Genomic DNA, 19,049 nt, shown 5'->3' with positions numbered 1-19,049 from the left:
CTCAGTCCAGGGCCCCGAGGACCTGCTGGTCCCAGTCCATGACCGACCCGGTGACCACACCGCTGCGGTCCGACAACAGCAGGAGCACCAGCTCCGCGATCTCATCGACCTGACCGAGCTTGCCCATCGGCTGGGAGGCTGCGGCCCGTTCGAGCCATGTGTCGTCGGCGTCGTGGAACTCCCGTTGCACGGCGTCCTCGCCCTCGCTCTGGGTCCACCCGATGTTGACGCCGTTGATGCGGACACGGTCCCACCGGTGGGCGTGCGCCGCGTTGCGGGTCAGCCCCGCGAGTCCTGCCTTGGCGGACACGTAGGGGGCCAGGAACGGCTGCCCCCCGTGCGAGGACATGGTGATGATGTTGACGATCGTCCCCGGCCGGCCGCGGCGCACCATGTCGGCGACGGCGGCCTGCATGAGGAAGAAGGGACCACGCAGGTTGACGGCGACGTGCGCGTCGAACAGCTCTAGCGTGGTGTCCAGCAGCGTGCCGCGGCTGGTCAGGCCCGCCGCGTTGACGAGGGAGTCGATCCGGCCATGACGTTGCACCGTGGTGGCGACGGCGTCGCGGCACTGCTCGACGTCGGCGACGTCGCAGCGTACGAACGACGCGTCCGCCCCGAGCTCACGCAGCTCGGCGACGCACCGTTCACCGACGTCGGGGCGACGTCCGGTGACGACGACCTGGGCGCCCTCGCGCGCCGCGGTGCGCGCCACGGCCGCGCCCACGCCCTGGCTTCCTCCGCTGACCAGCACGACGCGATCGTGCAGCTCAGCCATCGGTCCGCCGCCGCACGTCGTGATCGGCGAGCTCGGCGTCCAGCCGCGCAGGCTCCCAGTCCTCGGCGAGCCCGCGACGGACGAGGTCGGCCTGCGACGGCGGGGTCAGGCCGCCGACCGGCTGGTCGAGGTCGAGGTTCGTCGGGAACGGGTACCCCTCGGCCGCACAGGCGATCACGTTCTCGATGTCGACGGCCGGGGCACCCGAGGAGGCTCTGTGCCGCAGGAGCGGATAGAGCCTGGAGGTGATGCGTCGGCGATCGACGGTCTCCATCGCGCGACCGAAGGCCGACGACACCTGGAGCAGGTTGGCGGTCCGCTGGAGGTCGGCGGAGACGTTCGAGCCGGCTCCGTGCAGGAGCGCGGGATTGAAGAAGGCGGCGTCCCCCGTGGTGAGGGGCAGCTGGACGTGCTGCTCGGCGAACAGCTCACGGAACTCCGGGCGCCGGTAGGCCAGGTACCCGGGCCGGTACTTCTGCGAGTGCGGCAGGTAGAGCGTCGGTCCACTCTCGAGCGGCATGTCGCTGTGCGCGACGGCTCCCTGGAGGGTCAGGACCGGCGAGAGCAGGTGCACGTGGGCGGGATACTGCGCACTGACCTCGTCGCCGAGGAAGCCGAGGTGGTAGTCACGGTGCGGGTCCTGCGCGACGCCGCCAGGCCTGACGACGTTGACCTGGGAGGTCACCTGGTAGCCCGGGCCCAGCCAGGAACGTGCAGCGAGCGCGAGCATGTCGTTGGCGTAGTAGTCGACGAACGCGGCGGGATCGCGCAGCGCGACCTTCTCCAGCGCGTTCCACACCCGGCTGTTGGCGCCCGGCCTGGCGAAGTGGTCGCCGGGCGCGGCGCCGGCCGACTCCTCCTCTGCGATGATCGCGTCGAACACGTCGGTGAGCCGGTCGACGACCGTGGTGTCGGGGAAGGCGCCGCGGATGACCACCACGCCCGGCCCGTCGGCCAGGGCGCGGACCAGCTCCGCCTCCACGCGGTGCGTCCCCTCGGTCGTGCCCGTGGCGCTGCGCAAGGTCTCCGCGGAGTAGATCGGCACGTTCTGCTCCACCGTGCTCGCGTGCGGGTGGTCGGCCGGGCGGGTCGGCGTGGCGACGAGGGCTCGGAGGTCCTCGACCCGGCAGTCGTCGGGGGTGAGGCGGGTGGCGGTCATGGGTCTCCTCGCTCGGATCGGGTCGGTGGTGCGACGGCGTCGCCCCGTTTCAGTCGTAGAGAGGCGGATCAGCCGTAGAGAGGCGGACGGTCGGGGACGGCGACGGTCTCGCGTGCGCCCGAGTCGAGCGCACGGACACCGGCCTCGGCGACGAGGTTCGCGACGTAGCCGTCCCATGCGCTCGCTCCCACGGCGTCGCCCGCGCGCGTGGCCTCGGTCCAGGCCGAGAGCTCGAGCCGGTAGGACTCGGCGAAGTGTGCCACGAAGTCCGTTCCCAGGACGGTGCTCGCGGCACCGGCGGCGCGCGCCGTGACCGGCGTCCTGGGCTCGAGCGTGACGGAGCCGGCAGTGCCGACGGCCTCGACCCGCACGTCGTAGCCGTAGCCCGCGTTCACGAACACCTCGACGGTGGCCATGGCCCCGCCCCGCATCCACAGCGTCGCGACCTGTGGGTCCCGGAACCCGTCGACGATCGGCGACTCCACCCGGATGCCCACGACGTCGTCGTCGAGCAGCCAGCGGAACGTGTCGAACTCGTGGATCATCGACCCGGTGACCAGTCCGGCGTCGTCGACGCTCGTCGTGCTGGAGGCGTTGCGGTGGATGCCGTGCAGCACTCGCACCCGGCCGAGCGTGCCGTCGTCGACCGATGCCTTGAGGGAGCCGAAGCCCGGGTCGAAGCGCCGGTTGAACCCGACCTGCACGAGTCGCCGCCCCAGGGCGACCTCCGCCTCGACCACGCGCAGGGCGTCGGAGGCGGTCACCGCGAGCGGCTTCTCACACAGCACCGGAGTGCGGGCCTGCAGGCAGGCGAGGACGAGGTCCACGTGGGTGGTGTCCGGGGACGTCACGACGACCGCGTCGCAGGCCGCGATCAGGTCGTGCGGCGAGCCGGCAGCAGACGCACCGACGGCCGAGGCAACCTGCGTCGCGCGCTCGGTGTCCATGTCGAAGACGGACACCACCTCGGCGGACGGCACAGCCGTGGCGAGCGTCCGGACGTGCGCAGCGCCCATCGCGCCGGCGCCGACGACCCCCACCCCCAGTCGCCCGTCCCGACGGCCGATCACAACGCCACCCACCGGCGAGTGCGTGCCGACTCGAGCATCGCGTCGACGGTGGCCGCCGCGGTCGCCGCGTCATGGACCGTCGCGCCGACGGGCTTGCCCTCGGCGATCGACTGGACCAGGCGGTGTGCCTCCACGACCTTCAGGTCGTCGTAGCCCATGCTGATCCCCGACCCCGGCTGGAAGGCACCCAGCTCTCCGTCGGTGGGCCTCACGAGCTCGGTGGTCCACGATGCGTCCTGGTAGTCATCGGCGAGGCACACCCGCAGCTCGCCCATTCGACGAAAGTCCCACGCGAGCGCTCCATGGCTGCCGTGGACCTCGATGCTGTACGCGCACTGCTCGCCGACCGCGACCCGGCTGGACTCCAACGTGCCGCGCGAGCCGTCGACGAACCGCAGGAGTGCGTTCACGTAGTCCTCGTTCGCGACGGGACCGAGCGCCCCGCCCCCACGTTCGTAGTGCATGGCTCCGGGCACCGCCTCGGGACGCTCGGGGATGAACGTCGCCGCGTCGACGACCAGCTCGCCGATGTCGGTGACGACGTAGCGCGCCAGGTCCGTGGCGTGGCTGACCAGGTCACCGAGCACGCCGCTGCCTGCCACGTCCTGGAACCGCCAGGAGAGCGCCCCGTCGGGATGTGCGGCGTAGTCGGCCAGGAACCGCACGGCGGTGTGCTCGACCGTACCGATGCGCCCGGCAGCGACGAGCTCCTTGGCCCGCTCCACGGCCGGTGCGTTGCGGTAGTTGAACCCTGCCGCCGACTGCACCCCGGCGTCCTCGACGGCCGCGGCGATCTCGCGGCTCTCGGCACCGTTGCGGCCGGCCGGCTTCTCGATCCACAGGTGCTTGCCGGAGGCCGCCACGGCGACGCCCACGTCGCGGTGGATGAGGTTCGGCCCGGCCACGCAGACGAGGTCGAGGTCGTCGCGGGCGACCAGGTGGCGCCAGTCGGTCAGCACGTCCTCGAACCCGAGGGCGGCGGCGGTGCGGTGCGTGCGGTCATCGACGACCGTGTCGGCCACGGCCACCAGCCGTGGCCGCAGCGGCGCATCGAGATAGTGGTGGGCGAGCCGTTGCAGTGCTCGAGCATGCACCTGTCCCATCCAGCCGAGGCCGACGACGCCGACCCGCAGCTCCGGCAGCGAGCTCACTGCTTCACCTTGGCCTTCATCTCCTCGGCCAGCGCGGTGCCGGCCATCGTCTTCTCCAGCTCCGCTGCGAGAGACTCCAGCTCGGCGCCACCGGCCATCATCGAGGTCAGGTCGTCCATGCTCAGGTCCGTCTTCGAGAAGTCGCCGATGCTCCTGCCCCTGCGCAGGATCACGAATCGGTCACCCACGGGAAAGGCATGGTGCGGGTTGTGGGTGATGAACACGACGCCCAGTCCTCGTTCGCGAGCCTTCGCGATGTACTTGAGCACGACGCCGGACTGCTTGACCCCGAGCGCGGCGGTGGGCTCGTCGAGGATGAGCACTCGGGCGCCGAAGTACACCGCCCGTGCGATCGCGACGCACTGCCGCTCACCGCCGGAGAGCGTCCCGATCGGCTGGTCGGCGTCGCGCAGGTCGATGCCCATCGCCGCAAGCTCCTCCTTGGTGGTGCGCTTCATGGCCGCGATGTCGAGTCGGCTGGTCGGGCCGAAGCCCTTGCGCACCTCACTGCCGAGGAAGAAGTTGCGCCACACGGGCATGAGGGGGACGACGGCGAGGTCCTGGTAGACCGTCGCGATCCCGCGGTCCAGCGCCTCACGGGGGCTGGAGAGCGTCGTCTCCTCACCGTCGACGAGCAACGTCCCGTCGGTGTGCTGGTGCGCCCCGGCGAGGATCTTGATGAACGTCGACTTCCCGGCGCCGTTGTCGCCGAGCACGCACGTCACCGCCCCGGCCCGCACCGACGTCGAGACGTCCGACAGAGCGATGATGTTGCCGTACCGCTTGCCGATGTCGCGCACCTCGATGACCGGCTCGTCGGACCTCGTCTGCTGCGTCTCGTCGCTCATCGTGCCGTCTCCGCTCGTTTGCGTACCAGTTCGTTGAGGAGGACCGCTGCCAGGAGCATGATCCCCAGGAAGGCGCGCAACCAGTTGTTGTCCCACCCCGAGTAGACGATCCCCTGGTTGGCCATGCCGTAGATGAGGGCGCCGAGCGCGGCGCCGATCGCCGAGCCGTAACCACCCGTGAGCAGGCAGCCACCGACCACGGCGCAGATGATGTAGATGAACTCCTGGCCGACGCCGGTGTTGCTCTGCACCGTGGAGGTCGTGAACAGCAGCAGCATGCCGACGAGCCAGCCCGCGCCTGCCGTCGTCATGAACAGGCCGATCTTGGTGCGAAAGACGGGCACACCGACCTGACGGGCCGAGACCTGGGCGCCGCCGACGGAGAAGATCCAGTTGCCGACCCGGGTACGCAGCAGCACCCAGGTGGCGGCGGCGGTGACTGCGAGCCACCAGAAGACTGAGGCGTAGATGTCGCCCCCGGCCACGTTCACCGTGGAGCCGAAGACCCGCTTGGCCTGGTCGTAGTAGGGAACCTGGGACATGCCCTGGATCGCGACCTGCCCGATGAGCGCCTTGGTCCCGGCAAGGTTGATGCCCTGCAGGACGAAGTACATGCCCAGGGTCACGATGAAGCTCGGGAGGCCGGTGCGCATCACGATCAGCCCGTTGGTCGCCCCCACCCCCAGGGCCAGGGCGAGGGACACGACGATCGCCGCCCAGATGTTGAGTCCGTACTCGGTCGTCAGGATCCCCACGACCAGGCCGGTGAAGCCGGTCATCGCCCCGGCGGAGAGGTCGAACTCGCCACCGATCATCAGCAAGGCCACGGCAACGGCCATGATCCCGATCGTCGAGGCGCCCCGCAGCCACGTGCTGGCACCGCTGGCGGTCGCGAAGGCCGAGGTGGTCGTGGCGAAGAAGACGAAGATCGCCACGGCGGCCACCAGGGCGCCGATCTCCGGCCTCTTCATGAGCTTGGTCAGGGTGGAGGTGCGAGCGAGCCGCTCGTCGGTCACGGTGGCTGTCGCCATCTGGGTTCCTGCTTTCCGGTGATGGTCCCTGGGCCCGGTCGTGGCCGGGCCCAGGGCTGGGCTCAGCGAGTGCCGTTGGCCGCGAACTCCAGCACGGCGTCGGCGTTGTCCTTCGTGACGAAGGCGGGGCCGGAGTTGATCGGCTGACCGCCGCCGAGGTCGTTGCCGTTGATCGACTTCAGGTAGAGCGTCGTGACGCCCTGGAAGCCCTGCACGTAGGGCTGCTGGTCGACGGCGAACAGGATCGAGTCGTCCTGGATGCCCTTCACGACGTCCTCGGACAGGTCGAACGTGGCGACCTTGGCGCTGCTGCCGGACTGGTCCACGGCGCTGACCGCGTTGATCGCGTACTGGCCGCCCAGCGTGAGGACCACGTCGATGTCGGTGTCGGACTGCAGCTTGGAGGTGATGGTCGCCTCCACGGCGCCGCCGTCGGTGCCGTCGACCTGGAGGTTCTCCATGTCGCCGCCGAAGGTGCCCGCTGCGGCCTTGCACCGCTCCTCCAGGCCCACGTTGCCTGCCTCCTGGACGACGCAGATGGCCTTCGACAGCCCCTCGTCCTTGAGCTCCTCGCCGACGGCCTCGCCGGCGATCGTCTCGCTCTGACCGATGTGGGTGAGCGCCCCGAACTCAGCGAACCGGTCGACACCGGAGTTGATCGTCACGACCGGCACGTCTGCCGCGACGGCCTTCTTGACGCTGTCCTCGAGCCCGTCGGGGTTGGCCATGGACACCACGATTCCATCGGCGCCGTCGGCCACCGCGCCGTCGATGAGCTGCGACTGCTTGGCCGGGTCCGGGTCGGAACTGTACTCCACGCTCACCCCGTAGTCGTCGCCGGCCCGCTCGGCTCCGGACTTGACCCGGTCCCAGAAGGCGTCGCCGGGAGCGCTGTGCGTGATGACCGCGTACGTGAGGTCCTCGGTGTCCTCGGCGGCGTCGTCCTGGCCGGTTCCGCTGCAGGCTGCCAGGAGCATGGCGGCGGCGAGTGCGGCGCCGACGAGCTTGAGCTGGTTCATGATGATGTCCTTCTCTCTTCTCCCGACGTCATTGCGCCGTCGGGAAGTTCAGTTGCGCGAGGGAGTTCTCGCTCACGTGCGGCCACCGGGTGGTGACCACCTTGGCCTGGGTGTAGAACCTGACGCCGTCGGGTCCATGGATGTGATGGTCCCCGAAGAGCGAGTCCTTCCAGCCTCCGAAGGAGTGGAAGGCCATGGGGACCGGGACCGGCACGTTGATGCCGATCATCCCGACGCTGACGCGTCGTTGGAAGGTCCGCGCGACCTCACCGGAGGACGTGAAGACCGCGGTGCCGTTGCCGTAGGGGTTGGCGTTGACGAGCTCGATCGCCTCGTCGAGGCTGTCCACGCGGAGCACGGCGAGGACGGGGCCGAAGATCTCGTCGGTGTAGACACTCATGTCCGTGCTCACGTGGTCGATGAGCGTGGGTCCCACGAAGAACCCGTCCCCGTGCTCGCCGACGACCTCGCGACCGTCGACCACGACCTTGGCGCCGGCGGACTCCCCCTGACCGATGTAGTCGACGATCCGGTCCCGCGACGCCTGGGTGACCACGGGCCCCATCTCGGTGTCCGGGTCCGAGCCCGCGCCGACCTTCAGGGCGCGGGTGCGCTCGCGGACCTTGTCGACCAATGTGTCCGCCGCGGGACCGACGGCGACCACGGCCGAGATCGCCATGCAGCGTTGGCCGGCCGAGCCGTACCCCGCGGCCGCGAGGTGGTCGGCGGCGAAGTCGAGGTCGGCGTCGGGCATCACGACGGCGTGGTTCTTGGCACCGCCGAGCGCCTGGACCCGCTTGCCCGTGCGCGTCGCCCCCTCGTGCACGTACCGGGCGACGGGGGTGGAGCCGACGAACGAGACCGCCGCGATGCCGGGATGCTCCAGGATCGCGTCCACTGCCGTCCTGTCACCGTGCACGACGTTGAACACTCCGTCGGGCAGCCCGGCCTGCGCGTAGAGGCGGGCCACGAGATCGGAGGCTCCCGGGACCCGTTCGGACGGCTTGAGCACGAACGTGTTGCCGCACGCGATCGCCACGGGATGCATCCACAGCGGCACCATGATCGGGAAGTTGAACGGCGTGATGCCGGCGACCACACCGAGCGGTTGGCGGAAGGAGTGCGAGTCCACCCCGCCGGAGACCTGGTCGTTGAACTCCCCCTTGAGCAGCTGCGGGATGCCGCACGCGAACTCCACGACCTCTCGGCCACGCACCACCTCGCCGCGCGCGTCGTCGAGGGTCTTGCCGTGCTCTGAGCTGATGACGTGCGCGAGCTCGTCCTCGTGCTGCACGAGGAGCTCACGGAAGGCGAACATGATGCGCGAGCGGGCCGTGACCGACGTCTGCAACCACGACGCCTGGGCCTGCGTCGCGGCTCCCACCGCTGCATCGACGTCGTTCGCCGTGGCGAGGCGCACCTGGGCCTGCGGAGCGCCGAGGGCGGGGTCGAAGACGTCGGTCAGACGGTCACCCTCCCCGCGGTGCTGGCGGCCGGCGATCCAGTGCTCGTACGTTCTCATCGGTGGTCCTCGTGCGGATCGGTGTTGTTGGGGTCTGGGTTGTTGGGGTCTGTGTTGTTGGGGTCTGGGGCGGGGTCGAGGTGGTGGCGCTGACGCCCCTTGTGCTCGGTGTAGGTCTGGCGCGCCTGCCGCGTGGAGTCCAGGGCGGAGACCTCCGCGACGGGGACGTCCCACCAGGCCGGGCTGTCGGGAGCGGGCACGTACGGGTCGGTCTCCACGTGGATGACGGTCGTGCGCGTCGACTCCCTGGCCTTGCCGACGGCCGAGGCGAGCTCGTCGGCCGTGGTGGCGGACAAGACGTCGGCGCCCAGGCTCGCGGCGTTGGCCGCGAGGTCGACGGGCAGGGGGTCGCCGTCGAGCCCGGACGCCGTGCGGTGCCGGTACCGGGTGCCGAAGCGCTGCGAGCCGAGCGACTCCGACAACGCACCGATCGAGGCGAAGCCGTGGTTCTGCACGATGACCACGATGATCTTGATCCCCTCCGCGACGGCCGTGACGAGCTCACTGCTCATCATCAGCCACGAGCCGTCACCGACCAGCACGAAGACGTCCCGGTCGGGCTCCTCGCCGGAGGCGGCCTGGTCGAGGGCCGCCATCTTCACGCCGAGCCCACCGGCCACCTCATATCCCATGCAGGAGTACCCGTACTCGACGTGGTAGCCCTTGCGGTCCCGGGTGCGCCACAGCTTGTGCAGGTCGCCGGGCATCGACCCGGCCGCGCACACCACGACGTCGCGGGGGTGGGAGTGCTCGTTGACGACGCCGATGACCTCCGACTGCACGAGCCGTCCCGTGCCGGCGGGCCGCTCGGGCTCGGCGTAGGCACGTCCCACGACGTCGTCCCACTGCTGCGCGAGACGACTCGCCCGCTCGGTGTGCTCCCGCTCCGCCGTCCACCCCTCAGGACCGGCCCCGAGGCCGGCACTGAGAGCACGCACCGCCTCGCGGGCGTCGGCGACGACGGAGGTGGCGCTGAGCTTGTGAGCGTCGAAGGCAGAGACGTTGACGTTGACGAACCGCACGTCGGGGTCCTGGAAGACCGTGCGGGAGGCCGTGGTGAAGTCGCTGTACCGCGTTCCGATGCCGATCACGACGTCGGCCTCGGCGGCGAGCAGGTCCGCCGCGGTCGTCCCCGTGGCCCCGATCGCGCCCACCGACTGCGGATGGTCGTACGGCAACGATCCCTTCCCGGCCTGGGTCTCGGCCACCGGGACGCCCGTGGCCTCGGCGAGCTCACACAGTGCGACGTCGGCGCCGCTGTAGATCACTCCGCCACCGGCCACCACGAGCGGGCGCCGGGCGGAACGGATGACGTTCAGCGCCCGGTCGATCGCCTCGGGCTGCGGGACCACACGGCCGACGTGCCAGGTGCGCGGCGCGAACAGCTCGTCGGGCCAGTCGTGCGCCTCGGCCTGGACGTCCTGCGGGAGGGCGAGCGTCACGGCGCCCGTCAGGGCCGGATCGGTCAGCACGCGCATCGCACCGAGCAGCGCGGCCACAAGCTGCTCCGGCCGCTGGACGCGGTCGAAGAACGCGGAGACGGGGCGGAACGCGTCGTTGACGGAGACGTCGCCCGCGCCGGGATCCTCGAGCTCCTGCAGGACGGGCTGGGCGACCCGGGTGGCGAAGGTGTCACCCGGCAGCAGCAGGACGGGCAGCCGGTTGATCGTCGCGAGAGCGGCGCCGGTGACCATGTTCGTCGCGCCCGGGCCGATGCTCGCCGTGACTGCCATGGCGGCCAGCCGGTCCCGCTGCCGGGCGTAGGCCACGGCCGCGTGCACCATCGCCTGCTCGTTGCGACCCTGCAGGTAGTGCAGGCCGCTCGGGTCGCCGGAGAGCTCACGCTCCAGCAGTGCCTGCCCGATGCCGGCGACGTTGCCGTGGCCGAAGATCCCCCAGCACCCCGCGAAGAACGGGGTGCTGCGGCCGTCGCGCTCGACGTGCTGGTTCTCCAGGAACCGCACGAGCGCCTGGGCCACGGTGAGCCGAATGGTTCCGGCAGGGGTGCCGGGCTGGGGGCACCTCCCTGCACGGAGCGCAGCGAAGTGCTCGGGGGATGGGCGGCGACCAGACAGAGTCATCGGGTCACCGCCTGAGCGAAGGGGAGCCGGGGGTCGACGTTCTGCTGCTCCCAGGTGCCACGGACCCACGTATGGGCCGGGTCGTCGCAGATCAGCCAGGCACGCTCGTTCCCCGGCCCCGCCATGACGTTCAGGTAGTAGAGGTCGTACCCCGGGACAGCCATCGAGGGGCCGTGCCAGCCGTGCGGGATGAGCACGACGTCGCGGTCGTGCACCTCGGTGAGGACGTCGATCTCGGCGGTCCCGTGGCCGTACACGCGCTGGTAGGCGAGCCCTGGACCGTTCGGGCCGGGGGCCACCTCGAAGTAGTAGATCTCCTCGAGGCGGGTCTCACCCTCACGCTCCTCGTCGTGCTTGTGCGGCGGGTAGGACGACCAGTTTCCGCTGGGGGTCAGCACCTCGCAGGCGATGATCCGGTCGGCCTCCAGGACCCCCGGGACCCCGAAGTTGTTGACCTGGCGGCTGGCCTGCCCGGCGCCTCGGAGCTCCACGGGGACCGAGGAGGCCGGCAGGTACGCCGGCTCGAGCCTGGCCTCGCAACGGGCCGACGGCAGGGCGAACCGTCCGCCGTCGCGACTGGTGACGGTGAGCTCGGCGTCGCGTGGCGCGTAGACCAGGTCGCTGGGGCCGCTGAAGACGCCGGCGCGGCCGGCGAGGGTGAACGACAGACCGTCGACCGTCACCTCGGCGGAGCCGGCGAGCGAGAGGACTAGGGTCTCGGCGTCGCCGGTGGCGACGGTGTGGGACTCACCGGCATCGAGTGCGAGGACCCGCAGGCCAGTACGGTCCCACCCGGCCGATGCCGGGTCGACGACCAGGGTGAAGGGGGCCTGCGTCGCCTCGCCGTCGCGAATCACGTGCTCGCTCATCACATCATCTCCACGGTGGCGTCGACAGCGGCCTCGACGTCGCCGTCGGGCGGGAACAGCAGGGACCGTCCGACGACCATGCCCCGCACCACCGGGTTGGACAAGGCCTTGGACCACAGGGCGAACTGTGCCTCCTGGTCGGGCGAGACCTCACCTCCCAGCAGCAGCACCGGCAGCGTGCTCGCCGCGAGCACGGTGTCCATGTCGTCCACGACCGGAAGCTTCAGCCAGGTGTGCGCCGACGTCGGCGCCAGCCCGGCCGCGACCGTGGCCGAGCGGACGACCGCCTCGGCCGTCAGGTCGTTGCGCACCCGCCCGTCCTGGCCGCGGTGGGAGATGAACGGCTCGACCATGGCCATCAGACCACGCTCGGCAAGCCCGGCGACCGCTCCCGCACAGGCCTGCATCGTGGCCACGGTCGCGTGGTCCTCAGGATCGATCCGCAACAGCATCTTGCCGCCCTGGTAGCCGCTGTCAGCGATCCCGGCGGGGTCGAACCCGGTGAACCGGTCATCGATCTCGAAGACCGTGCCGGCCAGACCGCCGCGGTTCATCGAGCCGATGACCACCTTGCCCTCGAGTGCGCCGAGGAGCAGGAGGTCGTCGAGGATGTCGGCGGTGCCGAGCACTCCGTCGACGCCCGGGCGTGCCAGGGCACGCACGATGCGATCGAGCAGGTCGGCACGGTCGCCCATCGCCAGGGGATCGTCCCCGGCGCGCAGCGCACCGCGAGCAGGGTGGTCGGCCGCCACGAGCATGAGGCGGCCGGTGGAGCCGGCCAGGCTCGAGGGTCGCGTCCTGGCCGTGGCTGCCACGGCGATGCGCTCGGGCGCGCTGACCCGTGCCTCGATGATCGACCGGATGCGCTCCGGCGTGACCTGACGCTCGTTCATGCGGTCACTCGCTGACGCTCGCTCATCGGACGTCCCCCATCATCGACTCGACCTGCTGGATCGTGGGCATGGCGTCGGCGCATGCCAGCTGACCGGCGACGTGGGCGCCGGCGGCGTTCGCGAAGGACAGGGCCGTCTCCAGGTCCCAGTTCTCGAGCAGCCCGTGCACGAGCGCTCCGCCGAACGCGTCGCCCGCACCGAGACCGTTGACGACCTCCACGGGCACGGGGGGCACCACGACATGCTCGTCCGCCCCGACTCGCGACCGGCTCCCCAGCACGCCGGCCGGCCCCTGCTTGACGACGGCGAGGCTGACCCCGGCATCACGCAACGCCTTGGCGGCAGCATCCGGATCATCCTCCCCCACGGCCACGCGGCACTCCTCACGGTTGCCGACGGCCACGTCGACGAACGGGAGCACGGCCGCGATCTGCTCCGCGGCCGATCCCTGCGTGTCCCAGAACATCTCTCGGTAGTCCAGGTCGATGATCGTGGTGCCACGCCCCGCCCGAGCCTCCAGAGCGGCCAGGTGCGCAGCGCGGCTCGGCTCCTGGGACAGCCCCGTGACGGTGAACCAGAAGACGTCGGCGTCACGGATCGCGTCGAGATCGAGCTCGTCGGGCCTGATCTCGAGATCAGGGGCCTTGGGCTCGCGGTAGAAGTACAGCGGGAAGTCATCGGGCGGGAAGATCTCGCAGAACACGACGGGGGTAGGCAGGCCGTCGACCGCGCAGACGAACCGGTCGTCGACGCCGAAGCCTTGCAGCGCCGCGTGGATGTAGCGCCCGAAGGGGTCGTCACCCGTGCGGGTGATCGTGGCGCTGCGGTGACCGAGCCGGGTGGCGGCGACCGCGACGTTCGTGGAGCTACCACCGAGGAACTTGCCGAAGCTCCTCACGTCCTCCAGGCGCACGCCGACCTGCTCGGGATAGACGTCCACGCCGACACGCCCCATCGTGATGAGCTCGAACCGTTCCCTTGTGTTCGTGGGGCTCATGAGAGCGCACCCTCGAGGTAGGCCAGACTGCGGCGGACGTCGGCCGCCGGTCCGTCTCCGTCAGGTCCTCCGTCGGGGAGCATGAGGTCCTGCTCCAGCACGTACCAACCCTGGTAGCCGGTCTGCTCGAGCGCACCGATCATCGCCGCGATGTCGACCGAGCCCTCACCCAGCACCGTCCACAGTCCGGCGGCGACGGCGTCGGAGAAGGTGATCTCACCGGCGAGGACCCGGCGGGCCAGCCGGGCGTCGACGTCCTTGAGGTGGACGTGGCCGACCCGGCCGGGGTGGGCCCGTGTGATGGCCACCGGATCGGCACCGGCCGCCACGAGGTGTCCGGTGTCGACGCACAGGTCGATGCGTGAGCCGTCCAGCACCCGTTCGACGTCGTCAGCGCCCTCGACCATCGTCCCGACGTGCGGGTGGAGGACGGCGGTGACCCCGCGATCAGTGGCATGGTCGGCGATCCGGTCCAGGTGCTCCAGCAGGACCTTCCAGGCGGTGTCGTCGAGCATCGGACGGACGTCGTACCCGTCCACGCCGGTGGCGGCGGCGAGCACGACCACTCCCGCACCGGAGGCGAGACATCCATCGATGAACGCGTCGACCTCGGACATCGGGTCGTGGTCGGCCTCGTGCAGGACGACCGGCAGGAACCCTCCGACGGCGCGCAGGCCGAAGCCCTCCAGGAAGGCGGCCTTGTCCGCCGGGTCCTGTGGCAGGAACCCGTCGGGGCCGAACTCCGTGGCGGTCAGACCGAGCCCCCTCATCTCACCCATGACTCGCTCCGGACCGAGCTGGTACCCCCAGCCCGGGACCTCGCAGACTCCCCACGAGATGGGGGCACCGGCGATCCGGGACCGCGCCGGGGTGGGGCTGGTGGCACTCATCGAGCCTGCCTTCGAAGGTCGTGACCTGGATCCTGTCATCGCAGTGTGGGCCTGGTCACAATGCCCTGTCAAGCATTTGTCCTGACATATTGACGTTTAGACATGACTCGTAGATCATCCGGGTATGCCGAACCCGCCCATCACCCTCGATCGGTCGAGCCCGATCCCGCTGTACTACCAGGTTGCGGAGCAGATCGAGCGGGCCATCGTGAGCGGGGACATCGCACCCGGGGAGCGCATCGAGAACGAGGTGACGATGGCCGCTGGGCTCGGCCTCTCCCGCCCGACGATGCGCCAGGCGATCCAGGTGCTGGTCGACAAGGGCATGCTGGTCCGGCGTCGTGGCGTCGGCACGCAGGTGGTGCACGGCAAGATCCGTCGCTCGGTCGAGCTGACCAGCCTGTTCGACGACCTCAGCGCCGCCGGTCAGCAACCACGCACCGAGGTGCTCGAGCTGGTCCGGACCGAGGCCGACGACGAGGTCGCCCAAGAGCTGCAGGTGGAGCAGGGTTCAGCCGTGTGGTCCTTGCGGCGCCTGCGCCTCGTGGCCGACAAGCCGATCGCGCTGATGCACAACTACCTCCCGGCCGAGACGGTGGCACTCGAGGACGTCGACCTGACCACCACTGGCCTGTACGCACATCTACGTCATCTGGGCATCCACATGAGCGTCGCCCGCCAGCGGATCGGGGCGCGGCGCGTCGAGGCGGTGGAGGCCCGGCTTCTCGATGAGAAGCGCGGTGCGCCGCTGCTCACGATGCAGCGTACGTCCTACGACAACAGTGGTCGCGCCGTCGAGTACGGCACCCATGCCTACCGCCCGGAGCACTACGCCTTCGAGCTGACGTTGGTCGACCGGTGATGCGTCTCAGGCCTCGGCCTCGGCCTTGATCGCCGCGAGCGTGCGCTCGATGCCGTCGACAAGCTCGACGTCGTGGTTCTCGGCGCCGCCCATGAGCCACCGGCTCACCAGACGCACGGTCAGGCCTGCCCGCGGTGACGACGAACGCCGCTCGACGAGCCGTGTGCCGGACTCGGTGGGCGTCAGCTCGTAGGACCACTCCACGTCGGTCGGTCCGACGTGGAAGGCCAGGGCGGCCGAGCCGTCGTGCTGGGGCGGCTTCCAGCGCGTGATGCGGGTCGTGGTCGGCCAGACGACCGCACCCTTGCGATTGACGTTGAAACCCCGGGTACCGACCTGCGGCGCGCCGGCGATGAACATCCGCACGGTCTCCGGGCTGCGTCGGCCCATGGCCTTGAGATCCGAGACGAGCGCCCACACGGTCTCGACCGGGGCGTAGATCTCGATCTCGCCGCCGATGGCGGGCAGTCCCCCGGCAGGGAACGGCTGAGGCACGTCAGCGAGCCTGTTCGACGGCGCTCTTGATGCGCTGCAGGGTCTGCTCGATGCCTGCCTGCAGCTCCTGCTCGAACTCGTCGGTGCCGCCGAGCACGTGCTTGGTGAGCGTGTTCGACAGCGAGGAGACACCGTTCGGCGCCGTCCGGTGCTCGGTCAGCCTGGTGCCGGAGCCGGCAGCCTGGAGCTCGTAGGTCCAGAGCGTGCCGTTCTCTGCGATCTTGAGCGCCAGCTGCCGCTCCGGCTCGAAGACCTTGACGTAGGAGCGGGTGGGCCAGACCTTCCAGCCCTGACGGTTGATGTTGATCGTGCGGGTGCCCTGCTTGACCTCACCGCCACGGATGAACATCTTCTTGCACTGCGGGCTCCACTCCCCCATCCGCCGCAGGTCGGAGACGACCCGCCAGACCTCAGCAGGAGGTGCGTCGATGTCGATGGAGGCCTCGATGCGGTCGCGGTTCACGTGATGTCCTCTCGGGCTGGACGGTCGGGGATGGGTCATCAGGCGGGAATGGGTCACAGGGTAGGGCAGGCGACGGGCAGGCTCAGGCGCCCGACCGGGTGAGGGCGCGGACCGGGCGGTGCTCGGCGTTGATCCAGCGCACCAGCCAGTCACCCACGGCAGGGTGGTTCAGCAGCGCGAAGTGGTGCGCACTGGGCACGTACTCGAACGTCGCGCCGTCGACGACCGGTCCGGTGCGTCCGACGCCGGTGGCGGAGGAGAAGTGCACGAGCAGGTCGCCGAGGATGCTGCTCAGTGGGTGCTTCTGGGAGGCGCCGAGTGTCCCGGCCACGAAGTGGTACTCCGCCTGCGGCAGCGGCGCGGCCGCGATGCGATCCAGGCCCCAGCGCGCCGTCAGGTCCTGGCCCTCCCACTCATCGGCGGAGATGTAGCCGTGGCGCAGGTCGACGATACCGGCCGAGCGCGTGTCGAGGATGGTGCCGAACGGCGCGGACTCGGGCCAGAAGCGCAGTGCCCGCGACCCGAGGTGGGCGACCTTCTCCAGGTTCGCGCCCGAATGCGGCGTCCCGAGGCACACGACGTCGCGCACGAGGTGCTGCCACGTGGACCCGGCGGCCGTGGCGTGGTTGGTGGCTGCGCGCGCCACGAGCCCACCCATCGAGTGGCCGACGAGCGTGATCCGGCTGACCTGTGACGGCCAGGCGTCCACCAGGCTCGAGAGCAGTGCGTCGAGGTGCTTGCCATTCTCCGAGACGTGCAGTCCGGTGTTGTAGCGGACCGTCACGGGGTCGGCGTCGGTCTCCTGCGTGATGCGCTGCAGGTAGGTGGTGCCTCGGGCCTTCTCACCGGTCCGCCAGGACTCATCGCTCTCGCACAGGCCGTGCAGGAGCACGACGAGGTGACTGCCCGCACCACGGAAGGCCTCGCCCACCTGCCACCGGGTGACCGGGACGTCCTCGCCGTCGACCCGGACGGACATGACGATGGCCTGAGGGTCATCGAGCATCCGCAGCTCATCACCGATCAGTCCGTTGACGGCGGCCACGACACTGCGGCCCAGACGTGAGGACTCCACGGGCCTGCCGACACCGCGGGCAGACAACGCGCGCACCGATCCGCTGCCGATCCGCAGCACGCCGGAGGCGGCACCGTAGACGGACGTGGCGACGGCGTCGTGCACCGACTCCGGGAGCCGACTCCCCACGAGCCGGGTGGCGCCGAAGGCACGCCTGGCCACGGCCTGGTGGACCTCGCGAACGGTGCCGACCACGAGCCGGTCGACGTGGTCCAGAGCGAGCGCGGCGACGTCGGTGGTGCGCGCGGGCTCAGGGGACATGGCTACATACTGCCGGTATCTGAATCCGTTGGGAACCGATTCCGATGGAGGTCTTGCTCACGTTCCTCGTGCGGCACCGACGGCTGATCGGTGCCTCAGCAACCGAAACCGGTGACAGCACGCAGATCGGTGCCCCAGCAACCGTATGAAGCACGTTTGGGTTGCTGAGGCACCGATCAGGGTTCCACGGGGCCAGTACCAGCGGCTCAGGAGTCCTCGGACTCGCCGTCCTCGTCCTCGTCGCTCTCCTCGGCGTAGGAGCCGTCGCCGCGAAGCTCGGCCAGACGCAGGTCGTTGCCGGACTCATCGGTGACGGTGACGCCCTCGACGAGGGAGGCGAGCGCCTTGCCTCGCAGCACCTCGCTGACCATCTCGGGCACGTGGTTGTGCTCCATGATGTGCTGCACGTACGCGTTCGGGTCCTGACCGGACTGCTGTGCACGCTGGATGATGTGCTGGCTCAGCTCGGCGTCCTCGATGCCGAGCTCGTCGTCCTGGACGATCTGGTCGAGGACGAACTGCGCAACGATCGAGTCCCGGGTGCGACGCTCGAGCTCGGCCTCGAACTCCTCGGCCGTCTGACCCTCGTCCTCGAGGTAGTTCTCCATCGTCAGGCCGGCCTGGGCCAGCTGCTGGGCGATCTGCTCGCGTCGGCCGTTCAGCTCCTCGTCCACCAGCGAGTCGGGCAGTGGCGCCTCGACCTTGCCGATGACCTCATCGAGCACCAGGTCGCGTGCCTCGTTGGCCTGCTCCATGCGCTTGCCGCGCACCAGGCGCTCGCGCACGTCATCCTTGAACTCATCGACGGTGTCGAACTCCGAGGCCGTCTGGACGAACTCCTCATCGACGTCAGGCAGGCTGCGCTCCTTGACGTCGACGACCTGGACGGTGACGTCGACCGGGGTGCCCTTGAGCTCACCGCCGACGAGCTCGGTCGAGAAGGTGACCTCCTCGCCCGCGGACAGGCCGGTGACGGCCTCGTCGAGGCCCTCCAGGAGCACACCCGAGCCCACCGTGTACGGCATGCCGTCGGCCTCAGCGCCCTCGATCGCCTCGCCGTCCTTGTCCTTGGCGACGAGGTTGATGGTGAGGGCATCGCCGTCGGCGGCTGCACGCTCGACGTCGGTGGTGGTGGCGAACCGCTCACGCAGCGCCTCGATCTGCTCGTCGACATCGGCGTCGGTGACCTCGGCGTCCGGCACCGAGACCGAGATCGTGGACAGGTCCGGGAGCGTCAGCTCGGGACGGACGTCGAGCTCGGCGGTGACCTCGATGTCCTCGCCGTCGTCGAACTTGGTGAGGTCGATCTCCGGCTGGCTCAGCGGCTGGATCTTGGTCTCCTCCACCGCCTGGCGGTACCAGTCGGGCAGGGCCTTGTTGATGGCCTCATCGAGGACGGCGGCACGACCGATTCGCTGGTCGACGATCACTGCGGGAACCTTGCCCTTGCGGAAGCCGGGGACCTGGATCTGCGAGCCGATGGTCTTGTAGGCCTCGTCGAGGCTCGGCTTGAACTCCTCGAAGGGCACCTCGATGGTGAGCTTGACCCGGGTGGGGCTCAGGGACTCGGTGGTGCTTTTCACGT

The 19,049-nt window shown here is 70.1% G+C and carries 18 protein-coding genes; 1 reads left to right on the top strand and 17 read right to left on the bottom strand.

The features are described 5' to 3' along the window. Position 1: 1 nt before the first annotated feature. The 13 genes from ACEVFP_RS04745 to ACEVFP_RS04685 form a co-directional block, all read right to left on the bottom strand. The gene (locus ACEVFP_RS04745) at positions 2–778 is read right to left on the bottom strand and encodes an SDR family oxidoreductase (RefSeq protein WP_375002363.1); all 777 of its coding nucleotides are present in this window, start codon (positions 776–778) and stop codon (positions 2–4) included. Continuing rightward, entirely contained in the window at positions 771–1,937 is a 1,167-nt protein-coding gene (locus tag ACEVFP_RS04740; protein ID WP_375002361.1) for a phytanoyl-CoA dioxygenase family protein, read from the bottom strand. The genes ACEVFP_RS04745 and ACEVFP_RS04740 overlap by 8 nt, the downstream gene beginning before the upstream one ends. Before the next feature lie 68 nt (positions 1,938–2,005). Continuing rightward, entirely contained in the window at positions 2,006–3,007 is a 1,002-nt protein-coding gene (locus tag ACEVFP_RS04735) for a Gfo/Idh/MocA family oxidoreductase (RefSeq protein ID WP_375002360.1), read from the bottom strand. Further along, entirely contained in the window at positions 3,004–4,158 is a 1,155-nt protein-coding gene (locus ACEVFP_RS04730) for a Gfo/Idh/MocA family protein (RefSeq protein ID WP_375002358.1), read from the bottom strand. The genes ACEVFP_RS04735 and ACEVFP_RS04730 overlap by 4 nt, the downstream gene beginning before the upstream one ends. Continuing rightward, a complete protein-coding gene (locus ACEVFP_RS04725) occupies positions 4,155–5,006 on the bottom strand; it encodes an ATP-binding cassette domain-containing protein (RefSeq protein WP_375002356.1) in 852 nt (283 codons plus the stop codon). The genes ACEVFP_RS04730 and ACEVFP_RS04725 overlap by 4 nt, the downstream gene beginning before the upstream one ends. Further along, positions 5,003–6,037 (bottom strand): ABC transporter permease, encoded by a 1,035-nt coding sequence (locus ACEVFP_RS04720; protein ID WP_375002353.1) that lies wholly within the window; start codon positions 6,035–6,037, stop codon positions 5,003–5,005. The genes ACEVFP_RS04725 and ACEVFP_RS04720 overlap by 4 nt, the downstream gene beginning before the upstream one ends. 62 nt (positions 6,038–6,099) lie before the next feature. Continuing rightward, on the bottom strand, positions 6,100–7,056 hold the full coding sequence (locus ACEVFP_RS04715; RefSeq protein ID WP_375002351.1) for a substrate-binding domain-containing protein: 957 nt from the start codon (positions 7,054–7,056) through the stop codon (positions 6,100–6,102). A gap of 28 nt (positions 7,057–7,084) precedes the next feature. Next, the gene (locus ACEVFP_RS04710) at positions 7,085–8,578 is read right to left on the bottom strand and encodes a CoA-acylating methylmalonate-semialdehyde dehydrogenase (RefSeq protein WP_375002349.1); all 1,494 of its coding nucleotides are present in this window, start codon (positions 8,576–8,578) and stop codon (positions 7,085–7,087) included. Beyond that, the gene (gene iolD / locus ACEVFP_RS04705; protein WP_375002347.1) at positions 8,575–10,659 is read right to left on the bottom strand and encodes a 3D-(3,5/4)-trihydroxycyclohexane-1,2-dione acylhydrolase (decyclizing); all 2,085 of its coding nucleotides are present in this window, start codon (positions 10,657–10,659) and stop codon (positions 8,575–8,577) included. The genes ACEVFP_RS04710 and iolD overlap by 4 nt, the downstream gene beginning before the upstream one ends. Then, positions 10,656–11,528 (bottom strand): 5-deoxy-glucuronate isomerase, encoded by an 873-nt coding sequence (gene iolB, locus ACEVFP_RS04700; RefSeq protein WP_375002345.1) that lies wholly within the window; start codon positions 11,526–11,528, stop codon positions 10,656–10,658. The genes iolD and iolB overlap by 4 nt, the downstream gene beginning before the upstream one ends. Further along, positions 11,528–12,421, bottom strand: coding sequence for an aldolase (locus ACEVFP_RS04695; protein WP_375002344.1), 894 nt, complete (start codon positions 12,419–12,421; stop codon positions 11,528–11,530). The genes iolB and ACEVFP_RS04695 overlap by 1 nt, the downstream gene beginning before the upstream one ends. A gap of 22 nt (positions 12,422–12,443) precedes the next feature. Beyond that, entirely contained in the window at positions 12,444–13,418 is a 975-nt protein-coding gene (iolC, locus tag ACEVFP_RS04690) for a 5-dehydro-2-deoxygluconokinase (RefSeq protein WP_375002343.1), read from the bottom strand. Then, positions 13,415–14,308: a TIM barrel protein gene (locus ACEVFP_RS04685; RefSeq protein ID WP_375002342.1), complete on the bottom strand. Its 894-nt coding sequence runs from the start codon at positions 14,306–14,308 to the stop codon at positions 13,415–13,417. The genes iolC and ACEVFP_RS04685 overlap by 4 nt, the downstream gene beginning before the upstream one ends. A 124-nt stretch (positions 14,309–14,432) precedes the next feature. On the opposite strand from ACEVFP_RS04685, the gene ACEVFP_RS04680 reads away from it, so the two are divergent. Continuing rightward, the gene (locus tag ACEVFP_RS04680; protein WP_375002340.1) at positions 14,433–15,170 is read left to right on the top strand and encodes a GntR family transcriptional regulator; all 738 of its coding nucleotides are present in this window, start codon (positions 14,433–14,435) and stop codon (positions 15,168–15,170) included. 6 nt (positions 15,171–15,176) lie between these two features. Here ACEVFP_RS04680 and ACEVFP_RS04675 read toward each other — a convergent pair whose 3' ends face one another. From ACEVFP_RS04675 to tig, 4 genes are all read right to left on the bottom strand, one after another. Then, positions 15,177–15,665 carry an SRPBCC family protein gene (locus tag ACEVFP_RS04675; RefSeq protein WP_375002339.1) on the bottom strand — a complete coding sequence of 163 codons (489 nt, stop codon included), beginning with the start codon at positions 15,663–15,665 and terminating at the stop codon, positions 15,177–15,179. A gap of 1 nt (position 15,666) precedes the next feature. Continuing rightward, entirely contained in the window at positions 15,667–16,128 is a 462-nt protein-coding gene (locus ACEVFP_RS04670) for an SRPBCC family protein (RefSeq protein WP_375002338.1), read from the bottom strand. Positions 16,129–16,210: 82 nt separating this feature from the next. Then, complete coding sequence (locus tag ACEVFP_RS04665; RefSeq protein ID WP_375002336.1) at positions 16,211–17,464, bottom strand: esterase/lipase family protein; 1,254 nt, start codon at positions 17,462–17,464, stop codon at positions 16,211–16,213. A 206-nt stretch (positions 17,465–17,670) separates the two neighbouring features. Further along, the gene (tig, locus tag ACEVFP_RS04660; protein ID WP_375002335.1) at positions 17,671–19,047 is read right to left on the bottom strand and encodes a trigger factor; all 1,377 of its coding nucleotides are present in this window, start codon (positions 19,045–19,047) and stop codon (positions 17,671–17,673) included. Between the last annotated feature and the right edge of the window lie 2 nt (positions 19,048–19,049).

Origin of the sequence: Aeromicrobium sp. CTD01-1L150 (genome assembly GCF_041951745.1) — a bacterium.
Classification (GTDB): domain Bacteria; phylum Actinomycetota; class Actinomycetes; order Propionibacteriales; family Nocardioidaceae; genus Aeromicrobium.
This window is presented reverse-complemented; position numbering and strand designations above follow the sequence as displayed.